General features: G+C 65.3%; 13 protein-coding genes. 9 read left to right on the top strand and 4 right to left on the bottom strand.

What is annotated here, in order from left to right; genetic code table 11:
- The first annotated feature begins 55 nt into the window (after window positions 1-55).
- From MJ8_RS27180 to deoA, 6 genes are all read left to right on the top strand, one after another.
- Complete coding sequence (locus MJ8_RS27180; RefSeq protein ID WP_201411690.1) at window positions 56-1,588, top strand: ABC transporter ATP-binding protein; 1,533 nt, start codon at window positions 56-58, stop codon at window positions 1,586-1,588.
- A complete protein-coding gene (locus tag MJ8_RS27175; protein WP_201411689.1) occupies window positions 1,585-2,724 on the top strand; it encodes an ABC transporter permease in 1,140 nt (379 codons plus the stop codon). Before MJ8_RS27180 ends, MJ8_RS27175 begins: the two co-directional genes overlap by 4 nt.
- A gap of 1 nt (window position 2,725) precedes the next feature.
- Entirely contained in the window at window positions 2,726-3,697 is a 972-nt protein-coding gene (locus tag MJ8_RS27170; protein WP_201411688.1) for an ABC transporter permease, read from the top strand.
- Window positions 3,698-3,758: 61 nt separating this feature from the next.
- Complete coding sequence (gene cdd, locus MJ8_RS27165; protein WP_201411687.1) at window positions 3,759-4,151, top strand: cytidine deaminase; 393 nt, start codon at window positions 3,759-3,761, stop codon at window positions 4,149-4,151.
- Window positions 4,148-4,951 carry a purine-nucleoside phosphorylase gene (locus tag MJ8_RS27160; RefSeq protein WP_201411686.1) on the top strand — a complete coding sequence of 268 codons (804 nt, stop codon included), beginning with the start codon at window positions 4,148-4,150 and terminating at the stop codon, window positions 4,949-4,951. Before cdd ends, MJ8_RS27160 begins: the two co-directional genes overlap by 4 nt.
- Window positions 4,951-6,267: a thymidine phosphorylase gene (gene deoA, locus MJ8_RS27155; RefSeq protein WP_201411685.1), complete on the top strand. Its 1,317-nt coding sequence runs from the start codon at window positions 4,951-4,953 to the stop codon at window positions 6,265-6,267. The genes MJ8_RS27160 and deoA overlap by 1 nt, the downstream gene beginning before the upstream one ends.
- A gap of 5 nt (window positions 6,268-6,272) precedes the next feature.
- On the opposite strand, the gene MJ8_RS27150 is transcribed toward deoA, so the two are convergent.
- The 3 genes from MJ8_RS27150 to MJ8_RS27140 all read right to left on the bottom strand — a co-directional run bounded on the left by MJ8_RS27150 (window position 6,273) and on the right by MJ8_RS27140 (window position 8,745).
- Window positions 6,273-6,839, bottom strand: a complete 567-nt coding sequence (locus MJ8_RS27150; protein WP_201411684.1) for a TIGR02281 family clan AA aspartic protease — start codon at window positions 6,837-6,839, stop codon at window positions 6,273-6,275.
- A gap of 178 nt (window positions 6,840-7,017) precedes the next feature.
- The gene (gene upp, locus MJ8_RS27145) at window positions 7,018-7,647 is read right to left on the bottom strand and encodes a uracil phosphoribosyltransferase (protein WP_027165262.1); all 630 of its coding nucleotides are present in this window, start codon (window positions 7,645-7,647) and stop codon (window positions 7,018-7,020) included.
- Between the two features lie 123 nt (window positions 7,648-7,770).
- The gene (locus tag MJ8_RS27140) at window positions 7,771-8,745 is read right to left on the bottom strand and encodes an adenosine deaminase (RefSeq protein ID WP_201411683.1); all 975 of its coding nucleotides are present in this window, start codon (window positions 8,743-8,745) and stop codon (window positions 7,771-7,773) included.
- 168 nt (window positions 8,746-8,913) lie between these two features.
- Between MJ8_RS27140 and ubiE the strand changes: the two genes are divergently transcribed.
- The 3 genes from ubiE to coaBC all read left to right on the top strand — a co-directional run bounded on the left by ubiE (window position 8,914) and on the right by coaBC (window position 12,970).
- On the top strand, window positions 8,914-9,690 hold the full coding sequence (gene ubiE, locus MJ8_RS27135) for a bifunctional demethylmenaquinone methyltransferase/2-methoxy-6-polyprenyl-1,4-benzoquinol methylase UbiE (RefSeq protein ID WP_201411682.1): 777 nt from the start codon (window positions 8,914-8,916) through the stop codon (window positions 9,688-9,690).
- Window positions 9,691-9,748: 58 nt separating this feature from the next.
- A complete protein-coding gene (gene ubiB, locus MJ8_RS27130; RefSeq protein WP_201411681.1) occupies window positions 9,749-11,323 on the top strand; it encodes a 2-polyprenylphenol 6-hydroxylase in 1,575 nt (524 codons plus the stop codon).
- A 174-nt stretch (window positions 11,324-11,497) separates the two neighbouring features.
- Complete coding sequence (coaBC, locus tag MJ8_RS27125) at window positions 11,498-12,970, top strand: bifunctional phosphopantothenoylcysteine decarboxylase/phosphopantothenate--cysteine ligase CoaBC (protein ID WP_201411680.1); 1,473 nt, start codon at window positions 11,498-11,500, stop codon at window positions 12,968-12,970.
- Here the strand turns inward: coaBC and MJ8_RS27120 are convergent.
- Window positions 12,967-14,433: an MFS transporter gene (locus MJ8_RS27120; protein ID WP_225248056.1), complete on the bottom strand. Its 1,467-nt coding sequence runs from the start codon at window positions 14,431-14,433 to the stop codon at window positions 12,967-12,969. The two genes, coaBC and MJ8_RS27120, sit on opposite strands and share 4 nt — an antisense overlap.
- Between the last annotated feature and the right edge of the window lie 127 nt (window positions 14,434-14,560).

Genomic DNA, 14,560 nt, shown 5'->3' with positions numbered 1-14,560 from the left:
ATCATGCTAGGCGTTTTGACCAAGCGATAAAAAAATAACGAGTGGGACAGGCTGCATGGCGCAAGCCGCAATCGAGCTCATAGGCATCAACAAGAGTTTTGGCGCCGTGCGCGCCAACCGCGACATCAACCTGGAAGTCGCGCGCGGCACCATCCACGGCATTGTCGGCGAGAACGGCGCCGGCAAGTCGACGCTGATGTCGATCCTCTACGGCTTCTACCAGGCCGACAGCGGCGAGATCCGCGTCGACGGCAAGCCGGTGTCGATCAACACCTCCAACGACGCGATCGCGCTCGGCATCGGCATGGTGCATCAGCATTTCATGCTGGTCGACAATTTCACGGTGCTGGAAAACGTCATCCTCGGCGCCGAGAACGATGCGCTGCTGAAGAGCAGCATCGCCAAGGCGCGCTCGGAGCTCGACCGGCTGGAGCGCGAATACGGCCTCGAGGTGGATCCCGACGCCGTCATCGAGGAGCTGCCGGTCGGCCTGCAGCAGCGTGTCGAAATCCTCAAGGCACTCTATCGCGGCGCCGAGATCCTGATCCTCGATGAGCCGACGGGCGTGTTGACGCCGGCCGAGGCCGACCACCTCTTCCGCATCCTCAAGCAATTGAAGGATCAAGGAAAAACCATCGTGCTCATCACCCACAAGCTGCGCGAGATCATGGCGATCACCGACACGGTTTCGGTGATGCGCCAGGGCACGATGGTGGCGACGCGGGTGACGAAAGAAACCACGGTCGGCGAGCTGGCAGAGCTGATGGTCGGCCGGCGCGTGCTGCTCAGGGTCGAGAAGGGCCAATCGGAAGCCGGCGCGATAAGGCTCTCGGTCAGGAACCTGACGGTGAAGGATCAGCGCGGCGTCACCATGGTCGACAATGTCTCCTTCGACGTGCGCGGCGGCGAGATCGTCGGCATCGCCGGCGTTGCCGGCAACGGACAGTCGGAACTGCTCGAAGCGATCTCCGGCATCCGGCATGCGGTCTCCGGTGAGGTGATGCTGGAGGGCAAGCCGATCGATCTCACCGGCAAGGCCGATCCCGGCGAATTGCGCGACCGCGGGCTCGCCCATGTGCCCGAGGACCGCCACCATGTCGGGCTGGTGCTCGCCTTCGAGGAGAACGAGAATTCGATCCTCGGCTATCATGACGACGAGCGCTATCTGAAAGGGCCGTTCCTCGACATCGACGCCATCATGGCCGACGCCAAGGACAAGATCGAGAAATATGACATCCGCCCCGGCAATCCGCGGCTGAAGACGGCCAATTTCTCCGGTGGCAACCAGCAGAAGATCGTGCTGGCCAGGGAGATGGAGCAGGATCCCGGCGTGCTGATCGTCGGCCAGCCGACACGCGGCGTCGATGTCGGCGCGATCGAATTCATCCACAAGCGGCTGATCGCCATGCGCGACCAGGGCAAGGCGGTGCTGGTGGTCTCGGTCGAGCTCGACGAGATCCGCTCGCTCTCAGACCGCATCCTGGTGATGTTCGCGGGCCGTATCGTCGGCGAGCGCGGCCCGGACGCGACCGAAGGCGAGCTTGGCCTGCTCATGGCCGGTGTCGAGCACCAGGAGGCCGCCGAATGAGCACGCCTTACGCCAAGCTGCCGGCCTGGGCCGATTATGGGTTGATTCCGTTGATCAACCTGTCGGTCGCCTTCATCGTCGCCGGCTTCGTCGTCATGCTGGTCGGCGAAAACCCGTTCCGCGCCGCCGTCATCCTGGTCGAAGGCGCCTTCGGCAAGGGCACCGGCATTGCCTTCACGCTCTTCTACGCCACGACCTTCATCTTCACCGGGCTGTCGGTGGCGGTGGCGGCGCATTGCAGCCTGTTCAACATCGGCACCGAGGGCCAGGCCTATATAGGCGGCCTCGGCATCGCGCTCGTGTGCCTCAGCCTCGACAGCCTGCTGCCCTGGTGGGTGATCTTTCCGATCGCGATCGTGGCCGCTGCCGCGTTCGGCGCGGCGTGGGGCCTGATCCCGGCCTATCTGCAGGCCAAGCGCGGCTCGCACATCGTCATCACCACCATCATGTTCAACTTCATCGCGGCCTCGGTGATGGTCTATCTGCTGGTCGGCCCGCTGAAGCCGGCCGGCTCGCAGGCGCCGCAGACGCGCAATTTCCTCGCCGGCGCCGAACTGCCGAAGCTCAACTGGATGATCGAACTGTTCGGCGCCAAGATCCGCTCCGCTCCGCTCAACATCTGCTTCCTGCTGGCGCTGGTCATGGCCTTCCTGGTCTGGCTGCTGATCTGGCGGACCAGGCTGGGCTACGAGATGCGCACCTATGGCCACAGCTCGAAGGCGGCGCGCTATGCCGGCATTTCGGAAACGCGCATCATCATAACCGCCATGATGATATCAGGCGCGCTGGCCGGCATGATGGCGCTCAACCCGGTGATGGGCGACCAGCACAATGTCGCGATCGATTTCGTCTCCGGCGCCGGCTTTGTCGGCATCGCCGTGGCACTGATGGGCCGGCTGCATCCTGTCGGCATCGTGCTGGCGGCAATCCTGTTCGGCATGCTCTACCAGGGCGGCGCCGAGCTTGCCTTCGAGATGCCGGCGATCAGCCGCGACATGATCGTCATCATCCAGGGCCTCGTCATCCTCTTCGCCGGCGCGCTGGAACACATGTTCAGGCCTTACATCCAGGCGCTGTTCGCCTCGGTCAGTCCGAAGTCGGTCGGCATGCAGGCGGTGAACGGGAAGGGGGCCTGAGATGGACAGTTTCAACGCAATCATCCAGGTGCTCGATTCGACGATCCGCCTTTCGGTGCCGTTGCTGCTCGCCTGCCTGGCGGGTCTCTATTCGGAACGGGCCGGCATCTTCGACATCGGGCTCGAAGGCAAGATGCTGGTCGGCGCCTTTGCCGGGGCTTCCGCCGCCGCCGTCTTCCATTCGGCGCTGATCGGCCTCGGCACGGCCGTCCTGATCTCGGTCGCCTTCGCGCTGGTGCACGGCTTCGCCTCGATCACGCATCGCGGCAACCAGATCGTCTCCGGCGTGGCGATCAATTTCATCGCCGCCGGATCGACCATTATCCTCGGCCAGGCCTGGTTCAGCCAGGGCGGGCGCACGCCAGCGCTGCAGCCGGGCGAGCGGTTCGAGGCGATCATCTGGCCCGGCGCCGATGCGGTCAAGGATGTGCCGCTCATCGGCCCGATCTATGCCGAGTTGATCTCCGGCCATTCGATCCTGGTCTATTTCGCCTTCGCCATGGTGCCGTTCACCTGGTGGGTGCTGTTTCGCACCCGCTTTGGGCTGAGGATGCGCGCCGTCGGCGAAAATCCCGCCGCCGTCGACACCGCCGGCATCTCGGTCGCCTGGCTGCGCTACCGCGCGCTGATCTGCACCGGCATCCTCACCGGGGTCGCCGGCGCCTACCTTTCCATGGTCCAGAATGGCGGCTTCGTGAAGGATATGACGGCGGGCAAGGGCTATATCGCGCTGGCGGCGCTGATCTTCGCCAAATGGAAGCCGGTCAACGCCATGTTCGCCTGCCTTCTGTTCGGCTTCCTCGACGCGGCCTCGATCCGCTTGCAGGGTTCGCCGCTTCCTCTTGTCGGCAAGGTGCCGGCGCAACTCATGCAGGCGCTGCCCTATGTGCTCACCGTCATCCTGCTCGCCGGCTTCATCGGCAAGGCGATCCCGCCGCGGGCCGGCGGCGTGCCCTATGTGAAGGAACGCTGAGACGGGATTTTCGTCCGGGGGCGACCGGCATTTGAACAAGATCGTGGGAGAGAAGAACCGGATGTCGCATGATCTGTTCGAGGCGGCGAAGACGGCGATGGCCAAGGCCTATGCGCCCTATTCGAAGTTCCCGGTGGGCGCCGCGCTGCGCACCGAGGACGGGCGCGTCTTCACCGGCGCCAATATCGAGGTGGCGTCCTATCCCGAGGGATGGTGTGCCGAGACGACCGCGCTCGGCCATTACATTATGGGTGGTGGCGGCAGGATCGTCGAGATCGCGGTGGTCGCCGAACGCATGGCCAAATGCTCGCCTTGCGGCGGCTGCCGGCAGCGGCTGGCCGAGTTTTGCCGGCCGGAGACGAAGCTTTATCTGTGCGACAACACCGGCGTGGCCGAGACGGTCACCATGGACGACATGCTGCCCTACGGTTTCAGGGGCGATATCCTGAAATGATGGAAGCGCTGGATCATCTGGTCGAGAAGCTGGACGGGCTGGCTCCGACGGCGGCGCTCGTGCTGGGCTCGGGCCTCGGCGGGCTGGTCGACCAGGTCAAGGATGCCAGGCGCATTTCCTACGCCGAATTGCCGGGCTTCCCGCGCAGCGGTGTGTCCGGCCATGCCGGCGAGGTGGTGGCCGGGCATTTCGCCGGCACGCCGGTGCTGATGCTCTCCGGCCGCGCGCATTATTACGAGCATGGCAATGCCGCAGCGATGCGCCCGGCGCTCGAGGTGCTCGCCGGTATCGGCATCTCGCATCTCATCCTCACCAATGCCGCCGGCTCCGTCGACCCTGAGATGGGACCGGGCTCGGTGATGCTGATCACCGACCACATCAATTTCTCCGGCTCCAACCCGCTGATCGGCGAGCCGAGCGACCGCCGCTTCGTCGGCCTCACCGAGGCCTATGATTCCGGCCTGCGCGGCGCGATCGAAAAGGCTGCGAAGGCGACGGACACAGCGCTGCATCAAGGCGTCTATATGTGGTTCTCCGGACCCTGCTTCGAGACGCCGGCCGAAATCCGCATGGCGCGCGTCATGGGCGCCAACGCCGTCGGCATGTCGACCGTGCCGGAGGTCATCCTCGCCCGCTTCCTCGGGCTCAAGGTCGCCGCCTGCTCGGTCATCACCAATCTGGCGGCCGGCATGACCGGCGCGGAACTCTCGCATCAGGAAACCAAGGACATGGCGCCGGTCGGCGGCGCGCGGCTGGCGGCGATCCTGCGACGCGTCTTTCAGGACGGCTTGCCCGACTGATGCTGCCGCAGGAGATCATCCGCCGCAAACGCGATGGGCACAGGCTCTCGGCCGACGAGATCGCGGCCTTCATCGCCGGGCTGACGGCCGGCAGCATCTCCGAGGGCCAGGTCGGGGCTTTCGCCATGGCCGTGTTCCTCAACGGCATGAGCCGCGAGGAGGCCGTGGCGCTGACGGTCGCCATGCGCGATTCCGGCGACGTGCTCGACTGGTCCGACTTGCCGGGCCCGGTCACCGACAAGCATTCCACCGGCGGCGTCGGCGACAATGTCTCGCTGATGCTGGCGCCGATCGTCGCCGCCTGCGGCGCCTATGTGCCGATGATCTCCGGCCGCGGCCTCGGTCACACCGGCGGCACGCTGGACAAGATGGACGCCATTCCCGGCTATGTCAGCCAGCCGGACGTGGCGCTTTTCCGCAAGACGGTGCTCGAGACCGGCTGCGCCATCATCGGCCAGACCGCCAATCTCGCGCCGGCCGACCGCCGGCTCTACGCGATCCGCGACGTGACGGGCACGGTCGAATCGGTGCCGCTGATCACCGCTTCGATCCTGTCGAAGAAGCTTGCTGCAGGCTTGGGGTCGCTGGTGCTCGACGTCAAGGTCGGTAACGGTGCCTTCATGGAAAAGTCGCGCGACGCGGCCGCCTTGGCAAACAGCCTGGTGGAGGTCGCCAATGGCGCTGGCCTCAGCGCGTCGGCGCTGGTGACGGGCATGAACGAGCCGCTGGCCTCGGCCGCCGGCAATGCCGTCGAGGTCAAGAACGCCGTCGATTTCCTAACCGGGCGCTACCGCGACCGCCGGCTGGAGGATGTGACGCTGGCTTTGGCCGCCGAGATGCTGCAGTCGGCGGGGCTCGTCTCGTCCAACCAGGATGGTATCAGGCGCGCCACCGAAGCGCTCGCCGGCGGCCGGGCGGCCAGCGTCTTCGCGCGGATGGTTTCCGCACTTGGCGGCCCCAGCGATTTCATCGAGAAGCCGGAAAAGTACCTGCCGGCGGCGCGGGTGGAGCTGGCCGTGAAAGCGGAACAGGACGGGTTCGTGATAGGCATCGCCACACGCGAAATCGGGCTTGCCGTCGTGACGCTCGGCGGCGGGCGTTCGCATCCGGACGACAAGATCGATCATGCCGTCGGCCTGACCCGCCTGTTGCCGGTCGGCGCCGAGCTGCGTTCAGGCGAGGCGCTGGCGCTGGTCCATGCCCGCACCGATGCGGAAGCCGAGGCGGCAGCGGCCGCCGTGCGTGCGGCTTACACGATCGGGGGTTCCAAGCCGCCCGCCGAGAAGACCGTGATCAGGCGGATATTGCCGCGCTGATCCATCTACTGGACGAGCAGAAGCGCGCCGTCCTGGACCTGGTATTTCTGCAGGCGCTGCAGGAAGCTCATGCCGATCAGGTTGGTCTGCAGCGCCTTGTCGTCGAGCACCATCGCCTGGACGCCGTCGATGGATATCTTGCCGACCTGCAGGCGGTCGATCGTCACGACGGCGGCCTTGATCGCCCCGTTCGCTGTATTCACCTGGCGATTGAAATCCAACGGGTTGAGCGAGATGCCGATCCGGCGCGCGGTCGAGCTGTTGATGGCGACCAGCGTCGCGCCGGTGTCGATCATGCCGTCGATCTGACGGCCGTTGAGCTTGAACTGCGACGTGAAGTGGCCCCGTGCATCGGCGTTGACCAGCACCTGGCGGCCGAGCGGCATCGGCGTCGCCGGCTTGTCCGGGACCGAGGCGAGATTGACCTGCGGCTGAGCCTCCGGGCCTGTCGGCTGCGGGGCGACGGTCGATTTCAAGAGGCCGTCCACCAGATGCGGGTTAGCCTGATAGACGATCGGAATCGAAGCCGAAGTTCCGGCAAAGATGCCGAGGATGAGAAGCTTGCGCAGCATGGACGCCCCTGGATCGCTTCACCGTTTCAAAGAACGTTGAACCGCTCTACCCCCTGTGTTTTGGAGCAACGGAAACCGCTGCTCCCGAGGGCAGCATCCTTAAGCCCGGCATGGTGTTTACGACTTTAACGCGTGCTGGAACCACAAGCTTGCGTAAACGGCCAGTTAAGAAGAGCGCTCACTTTGTCCCGTACATGCGGTCGCCGGCGTCGCCGAGGCCGGGCATGATATAGCCCTTGTCGTTCAGCTGGCGGTCGATCGAGGCGGTGAAGATCGGCACATCCGGGTGCGCCTTGGTGAAGCGTTCGATGCCTTCCGGGGCGGCGAGCAGGCACAGGAAGCGGATGTTGGTGGCGCCGCGTCCCTTCAGCTTATCGATCGCGGCGATCGCAGAATTCGCGGTCGCCAGCATCGGATCGACGACGATCACCAGACGGTCGGCAAGATCGCTCGGCGCCTTGAAGAAATACTCGACCGCTTCCAGCGTCTCATGGTCGCGGTAGAGCCCGATATGGGCGACGCGCGCGGCCGGCACCAGGTCGAGCAGGCCCTCGAGCAGGCCATTGCCGGCGCGCAGCACCGAGGCGAAGACCAGCTTCTTGCCTTCCAGCGTCGGCGCCTCCATCTCCTCGATCGGCGTCTCGATCATGGTCGTGGTCAGCTCGAGATTGCGGGTCACCTCATAGCCGAGCAGAAGTGAAATCTCGCGCAGCAGCCGCCGGAAGCCGGCCGTCGAGGTCTCCTTCTTGCGCATGATGGTCAGCTTGTGCTGGACAAGGGGGTGGTCGACGACGGTGACGCCCTGCATCGTGATCTCCTTAAGCTTGCTTGACGCGACCCTAGCGACAATGCGCCGGCCAAGGAACCGCCCGGCGGCCATCCACCACAGCTTTTGCCTTAAATCCAGAAGAAGGACGAATCCAGCAGAGAGTCAGCGGGCGCCGCCATTGACGCGGGCAAGCAGGGCGGCTTTGGTCTTCTTGTCCACGAAAGCCGCCTCGATGGCCGTCCTGGTGACGCCGGTGAGCGCCTTGTCGTCCATGTGGAAATGCTCGGCGGCGATATCGTATTCGCGCTTCAGCGAGGTCCAGAAATAGGGCGGGTCATCGGAGTTGAGCGTCACCTTGCAGCCGGCGGCGCGCAGCGCCGGAAAGGGGTGGTCGGCGAAGCTGTCGAAGACCTTCAGCGCGATGTTGGAGCCGGGGCAGCATTCCAGCACCACGCCCTGGTCGGCGATGCGGCGGACGAGGTCCGGGTTCTCGATGGCGCGAACGCCATGGCCGATGCGCGACGGGCGGATGTGGTCGAGCGCCGCCTTGACACTTTCCCAGCCCATCAGCTCGCCGGCATGGATGGTGATGCCAAGGCCCGCTTCGCGCGCGATCTCGACCGCGCGCACATAATCCTCGAAATCGCCGATGCGCTCGTCGCCGGCGACGCCGAAACCGGTCACCAGCGGATGGCCGCAGCGCGCCGCGAAGCGCGCCGCCTGCTCGACCGCCTCGACGCCGACATGACGCACCCCGGTGACGATCATGCGGCCTTCGATGCCGGTCTTGGCCTTCGCGCGGACGATGCCTTCACCTAACGCATCCGTGTAGGCTTTTGGCGACAGCCCGGCCTTTTTGGCATGATCCGGCGAGGTGAAGATCTCCGAATAGATGGCGCCGTCGCGGGCGAGGCTGGTCAGATAATGGTCGGCGAGGCGCGCATAATCCTCCTCGCTGCGGAACAGGTCGGAAGCGAAATCGTAAGCGGCGAGAAAAGAGGTGAAATCGTGCCAGACGAAGGAACCGTTCTGGATGTAGGGCGTAGGATCCTTGCCGTATTTGCGGGCCTGGGCGACGACGAGCTCGGGCGCTGCCGCGCCTTCGATGTGGCAGTGCAGTTCGGCCTTCAAAATCATGCTTTTATCCCGTCCGGTGTGCTGCTCTGGCACAGGTGCTGGCCGGAAAATCATGCGAGACCTTTTCCGGCCGGGTTTTGAAAGCGCGGCCGAAAACCGCGCCTTGGACAATAGCGTCGGCACCATCGATCGGCTATGGTCCCGCCGGTTTTATGACGGATCAAAATAATGTCAGTTGAGAGAACCACGGCCGCGGGCGGCATGGAAACCTCCTATGGTTTCAGGAAGGTCGGGGCAGGGGAGAAGCAGCCCCTGGTCAACGACGTCTTCCACAAGGTGGCCAATCGATACGACCTGATGAACGATCTGATGTCGGCCGGGTTGCACCGGCTGTGGAAGGACGCGATGGTCGCCTGGCTGAACCCGCCGAAGCGCCCGGGCTGGAAGGTGCTCGATGTCGCCGGCGGCACCGGCGACATCGCCTTCCGTATCGTCGAGGCCAGCCAGCGCCAGGCCCATGCGACGGTGCTCGACATCAACGGCTCGATGCTGGCCGTCGGCCGCGACCGGGCCGAGAAGCAGGGCTTGGCCGCAAACACTGACTTCGTCGAGGCCAATGCCGAGGCGTTGCCGTTCGAGGACGATAGCTTCGACGCCTATACGATCGCGTTCGGCATCCGCAATGTGCCGCGCATCGAGGTCGCGCTTGCCGAGGCCTATCGCGTGCTGAAGCGCGGCGGACGGTTTCTGTGCCTGGAATTCTCCGAGGTCGAGATGCCGCTGCTCGACAAGGCCTATGAGGCATGGTCGTTCAACGCGATCCCCAGGATCGGCAAGGCGGTGACCGGCGACGGTGAACCCTATTCCTATCTCGTGGAATCCATCCGCAAGTTCCCCAACCAGCAAAATTTCGCGGCGATGATCACCCGCGCCGGCTTCGACCGCGTCACCTTCCGCAACTATTCGGGCGGCATCGCCGCCCTTCATTCCGGCTGGAAGCTTTGAGGCCGAACCCCTTGAAGCAGCCGCCCTTGAAACAGGCCCTCTTGAATCGGGATGGCCAATGAGCAGCGTCGCCGCCGCTTTCAGGCTCGCCCGGGCCGGTTGGGTGTTGGTCCGCGAGGGCGTCGTCGCGGCGCTGCCGGGCGAAGAGCTCTCCGGCATGCCGAAATTCGGCTGGCAGGTGGCGCGGTTGTTCACCCGCCGCCGGGCGTTGAGCTACCAGCGCGGCGACAGGCTGGCGCGGGCAGTGGTGCGGCTTGGACCCTCCTACGTCAAGCTCGGCCAGTTCCTGGCCACGCGGCCCGACGTCGTCGGCAACGACATGGCGCTCGACCTCGCGCTCTTGCAGGACAAGATGCATACTTTCCCGAAGGCGGAGGCGGTCCACGCGATCGAAGCCTCGCTCGGACGCAGGATAGACGACCTGTATTCGAGCTTCGGCGAACCGGTGGCCGCGGCCTCGATCGCCCAGGTGCACAGCGCCGAAGTCGTGCGCGAGGGCGCCGCTTCGCGGGTAGCGGTGAAGGTCATCCGGCCCGGCGTGCGGCGCCGCTTCTTCCAGGACCTCGAAAGCTATTTCCTAGCTGCCCGCCTGCAGCAGAAATACATCCCCGCGTCGCGTCGCCTGCGCCCGGTCGAGGTGACCGAGACGCTGGCGCAGACCACCAGAATCGAGATGGATCTGAGGCTCGAGGCGGCCGCGCTTTCGGAACTCGGCGAGAACACCAAGGACGATCCCGGCTTTCGCGTGCCGGCGGTCGACTGGGAGCGGACCGGCCGCGATGTTCTCACCATGGAATGGATCGACGGCATCAAGATGAACGATCTGGCCGGCCTCGCCGCTGCCGGCCACGACCTCAAGGCGATTGCGGCCAATGTGGTCCAGTCGTTCCTCAGGCACACGTTGCGCGACGGCTTCTTCCACGCCGACATGCATCCGGGCAACCTGTTCGTTGAGGCGGACGGCACCATCGTCGCGGTCGATCTCGGCATTGCCGGCCGGCTCGGCAAGAAGGAACGACGCTTCCTCGCCGAGATCCTCTATGGCTTCATCGTGCGCGACTATCAGCGCGTCGCCGAGGTGCATTTCGAGGCCGGCTATGTTCCGCGCCAGCACAATGTATCGGCCTTCGCGCAGGCGATCCGCGCCATCGGCGAGCCGATCCATGGCCAGTCGGCCGAGACCATTTCGATGGCGAAGTTGCTGACGCTGCTGTTCGAAGTCACCGAGCTGTTTGATATGGCGACGCGGACCGAGCTGGTGCTTTTGCAAAAGACCATGGTGGTGGTGGAAGGCGTCGCGCGCACGCTCGATCCGGCCTTCAACATGTGGAAGACGTCGGAGCCCGTTGTCAGCGACTGGATCGCCAGCAATCTTGGCCCGCGCGGCATGCTCACCGATGCGCGTGACGCCGGCAGAGCCCTCGTGTCGCTGGCAAGGCAGGCGCCGGATCTTGTGGCCCGCACCGAGCGGCTGTCGCGCGAGATCGACCTGATGGCGGAGAACGGTCTGCGCTTCGACGAAGCCACCGCGCACGCCATAGGTAGGGCGGAAGCGCGCCACACCCGCTCCGGCCGGGTGGCGCTGTGGGTGATCGCGCTGACGCTGATCTACATCGCGTGGAAATTGCTCTAGATCATGATGGCGTTTCGTTGAAGCGCCCTCACGATCCAACTCTTTGTTGGAGCATGATCTTCCTCCGAAAACCGGTTCCCACTTTTCGGGATCATGCTCTAAGCGCCAATTGGCTTGTCGCAGATTGATTGCATTGCTATCGTTGCAAGCGCAATCTGAGGCGAGTGCAATCACATGGCCAGCATCACGATCCGGAATCTCGATGACGAGGTCAAGGACCTGCTCCGACTGCTCGCCGCCGAAAATGGCTGCTCGATGGAGGAACAGGCGCGGGCCATGATACGCGCCGCGGTCGAAGGCCGGGCAGGGCGGGCCGGCCGCATCGACCAGATCGAGAAGACGCTGCGCGCGCTGGCGGATTCAAACCAAACTGCGGCCCCGGTTGTGGCAGCCTCCGGCAAGCTCCTAGGACGAGGTTCGCTCTCCGGCAAGCGGATCCTGCTGATCATCGGCGGCGGCATCGCGGCCTATAAATCGCTTGATCTGATCCGCAGACTGCGCGAGCGCGGCGCCTCGGTGCGGGTGGTCATGACGCCGGCCGCGCAGGAATTCGTGACCACGCTGTCGGTCGGCGCGCTTTCGGCCGATCATGTCTTCACGGATTTGTTCGACCGCAAGGACGAGCACGATGTCGGCCATATCAGGCTGTCGCGCGAGGCCGATCTGCTGGTGGTGGCGCCCGCCACCGCCGACCTGATGGCGAAGCTCGCCAACGGCCACGCCAACGACCTTGCCTCGACGGTGCTCCTGGCCACCGACAAGAAGGTGCTGATGGCGCCGGCGATGAACCCAAAGATGTGGGCGCACGCCGCCACGCGCCGCAACCGGGCGATCTTGCAGAAGGACGGCATCGCCTTTGTCGGGCCTGCCAAGGGCGAGATGGCCGAAAGCAACGAAGCGGGCGAGGGCCGCATGGCCGAGCCGCTGGAGATCGCCGCCGCGATCGAGGCCATGCTCGACGAGAGGCCGAAGCCGCTTGCCGGCCGCAGGATCATCGTCACCTCCGGGCCGACGCATGAACCGATCGATCCGGTGCGCTATATCGCCAACCGGTCTTCCGGCAAGCAGGGCCACGCCATCGCGGCGGCGCTTGCGAAGCTCGGCGCCGATGTGCGGCTGGTCTCCGGTCCGGTCACCATCGCCGATCCGGCCGGTGTTGCGACCACTCATGTCGAAACGGCCGCCCAGATGAAGCAGGCGGTCGAAAGCCTGCTGCCGGCGGATGCCGCCGTGTTCGTCGCCGCCGTCGCCGACTGGCGCACGGCAAACGCCGCCGGCGAGAAGATCAAGAAGGTGGCGGGCGAGGGGCCGCCTTCGCTCAAGATGGTCGAAAATCCCGACATCCTTGCCGGCATCGGCCATCATGCGCAGCGGCCGGGCCTTGTCGTCGGCTTCGCCGCCGAGACGCAGGATCTCATCGCCAATGCCGAGGCCAAGCTCAAGAAGAAGGGCGCCGATTTCATCGTCGCCAACGACGTCTCGCATGAGAGCGGCATCGGCCCGTCCGGCGTGATGGGCGGCGACCGCAACAAGGTGCGCATCGTCTCCAGCACCGGCGTCGAGGAATGGCCGGAGATGGGCAAGGACGAGGTGGCGGCGCGGCTCGCCGCGCTGATCGCGGAGCGTCTGCAGACCGTCGTTGTTTAGCCAGTCGCCTGCTGAGGCCGCAGCGTCGGCAGCGCGATCCTCAGCGCGGCGATGCATCCCAGGACAGCCAGAGGCACGAAGGCGAGGAACAGCCACCCGGCAACGCCTGCGGCGGCTTCACGGGTCAGGCCTTCCGAGAAGCCGCTGGCGTTGGCGACGATGCCGGCAAGCGCTGCGCCCACGGCATAGCCGATGCGCTGCATGGTCGGCACGGCAGCCGAGGCGATCGTCTGCTCGCCGTCGCGCGCCGAGGCGACGATGACGCGCGTGAGGAATGGCCAGCAAACCCCGAAGCCGCCGCCCTGCAGCAGGGCGCACAGCAGAATGAGCGGGATCGAGCCTGCCGGGATCGTGTAGGCGAAGCCGGCAAGGCCGGAAGCAATCATCAGCGCGCCGATGACTATGATCAGCCTCTCGCGCTCGAGCGGAGCATTGGCGATGAGGATCGATAGGATCGACCAGGCGATCGATTCCGCGGCGATGATGTAGCCGGTGGTCAGGATCGGAATGCCGTGCAGCGTGGTCAGAAGCAGCGGCCCGTAAATGGTGAAGGTGCAGGTCGCCACGGAGAATGCCGCAACCAGGGTCATGCCGCTGCCAAGCGGCGAACGCCATGAAAACAATGGCGACGGAAAGAGCCGCGATTGTGGCCTGAGGGCGTCGATGCGGAAGAACAGCGCCAGGCCGATCACGCCGAGGAGGAGCAGCAGTGACGAGCGCAACAGGGCAATGTCGATACCGGCAGCGGCGATCAGCACGACACTGAGGGCGAGACAGGCGAGCGCCGGATAGGGAAAGGGTGGTGCCTTGCCGCCGACCGCCTGCGGCCTCCTTGCCTCGGGCGTGTCGAGCACGATGAAGCTGGCCAGCGCCATCGCCGCGCCGCCGAAGGTGAAGATGCCGAAAGCCCAGCGCCATGACAGGAATTCGGTCATGAGCGCGCCGAGCATCGGGCCGCTGAAGGCCGCGACGCCCCAGACCGCGGACATGATGCCGAAGAGTTGCGGCCAGATGTTGCGCGCGAAGAGACGCTCGACTGATACGAAGGCGAGCGACACAAGCGCACCGCCGCCAAGCCCCTCGACAAGGCGCCCGGCGAGGAACAAGGGCATGGAAGGCGCCGCGGCGCAGATCAGCGCGCCGATCGCGTAGAGCAGCGCGGCGACCATCATGTTGGAGCGCAGGGCGACATAGCTGACAAGGCGGCCGGCGGCGGCGCCGGCGACGATCGCGCCGAGCTCATAGATCGCCAGCGACCAGCCGACCAGTTGCACGCCCGCGAGATCACCGACCATGGCCGGCATCACCGTCGCCACCATCGTCTCGTTGGTGGCATGCAGCAGGATGCCGAGGCTGACGAAGCAGAAGCGCGCCAGATCGCCGCTCGCCCACAGCGCCCGCCAGTCGACCCTGTTGCCGGCCACCTTGTCGTCAGCCTTCTTGTCGCCCCCTGCTGCCGTCACATCGATCTCCTGCTAGCCGCGGCAGCCTCATCCATTTCCGATGAAGGCGCCAGATCCAGTTCGGCAGGGCTTGTAGAACCTCAAGCGCAGTTGAGCTCAAGAGCTTTTTCGCGGATTTCGAGGCGAG

Source organism: Mesorhizobium sp. J8, assembly GCF_016591715.1.
In the GTDB taxonomy this organism is placed as follows: domain Bacteria; phylum Pseudomonadota; class Alphaproteobacteria; order Rhizobiales; family Rhizobiaceae; genus Mesorhizobium.
This window is presented reverse-complemented; position numbering and strand designations above follow the sequence as displayed.

Coding starts and splice junctions, on each gene's coding strand:
- MJ8_RS27180 (WP_201411690.1), top strand. CDS start 56: ATGGCGCAAGCCGCAATCGAGCTCATAGGCATCAACAAGAGTTTTGGC.
- MJ8_RS27175 (WP_201411689.1), top strand. CDS start 1,585: ATGAGCACGCCTTACGCCAAGCTGCCGGCCTGGGCCGATTATGGGTTG.
- MJ8_RS27170 (WP_201411688.1), top strand. CDS start 2,726: ATGGACAGTTTCAACGCAATCATCCAGGTGCTCGATTCGACGATCCGC.
- cdd (WP_201411687.1), top strand. CDS start 3,759: ATGTCGCATGATCTGTTCGAGGCGGCGAAGACGGCGATGGCCAAGGCC.
- MJ8_RS27160 (WP_201411686.1), top strand. CDS start 4,148: ATGATGGAAGCGCTGGATCATCTGGTCGAGAAGCTGGACGGGCTGGCT.
- deoA (WP_201411685.1), top strand. CDS start 4,951: ATGCTGCCGCAGGAGATCATCCGCCGCAAACGCGATGGGCACAGGCTC.
- MJ8_RS27150 (WP_201411684.1), bottom strand. CDS start 6,839: ATGCTGCGCAAGCTTCTCATCCTCGGCATCTTTGCCGGAACTTCGGCT.
- upp (WP_027165262.1), bottom strand. CDS start 7,647: ATGCAGGGCGTCACCGTCGTCGACCACCCCCTTGTCCAGCACAAGCTG.
- MJ8_RS27140 (WP_201411683.1), bottom strand. CDS start 8,745: ATGATTTTGAAGGCCGAACTGCACTGCCACATCGAAGGCGCGGCAGCG.
- ubiE (WP_201411682.1), top strand. CDS start 8,914: ATGTCAGTTGAGAGAACCACGGCCGCGGGCGGCATGGAAACCTCCTAT.
- ubiB (WP_201411681.1), top strand. CDS start 9,749: ATGAGCAGCGTCGCCGCCGCTTTCAGGCTCGCCCGGGCCGGTTGGGTG.
- coaBC (WP_201411680.1), top strand. CDS start 11,498: ATGGCCAGCATCACGATCCGGAATCTCGATGACGAGGTCAAGGACCTG.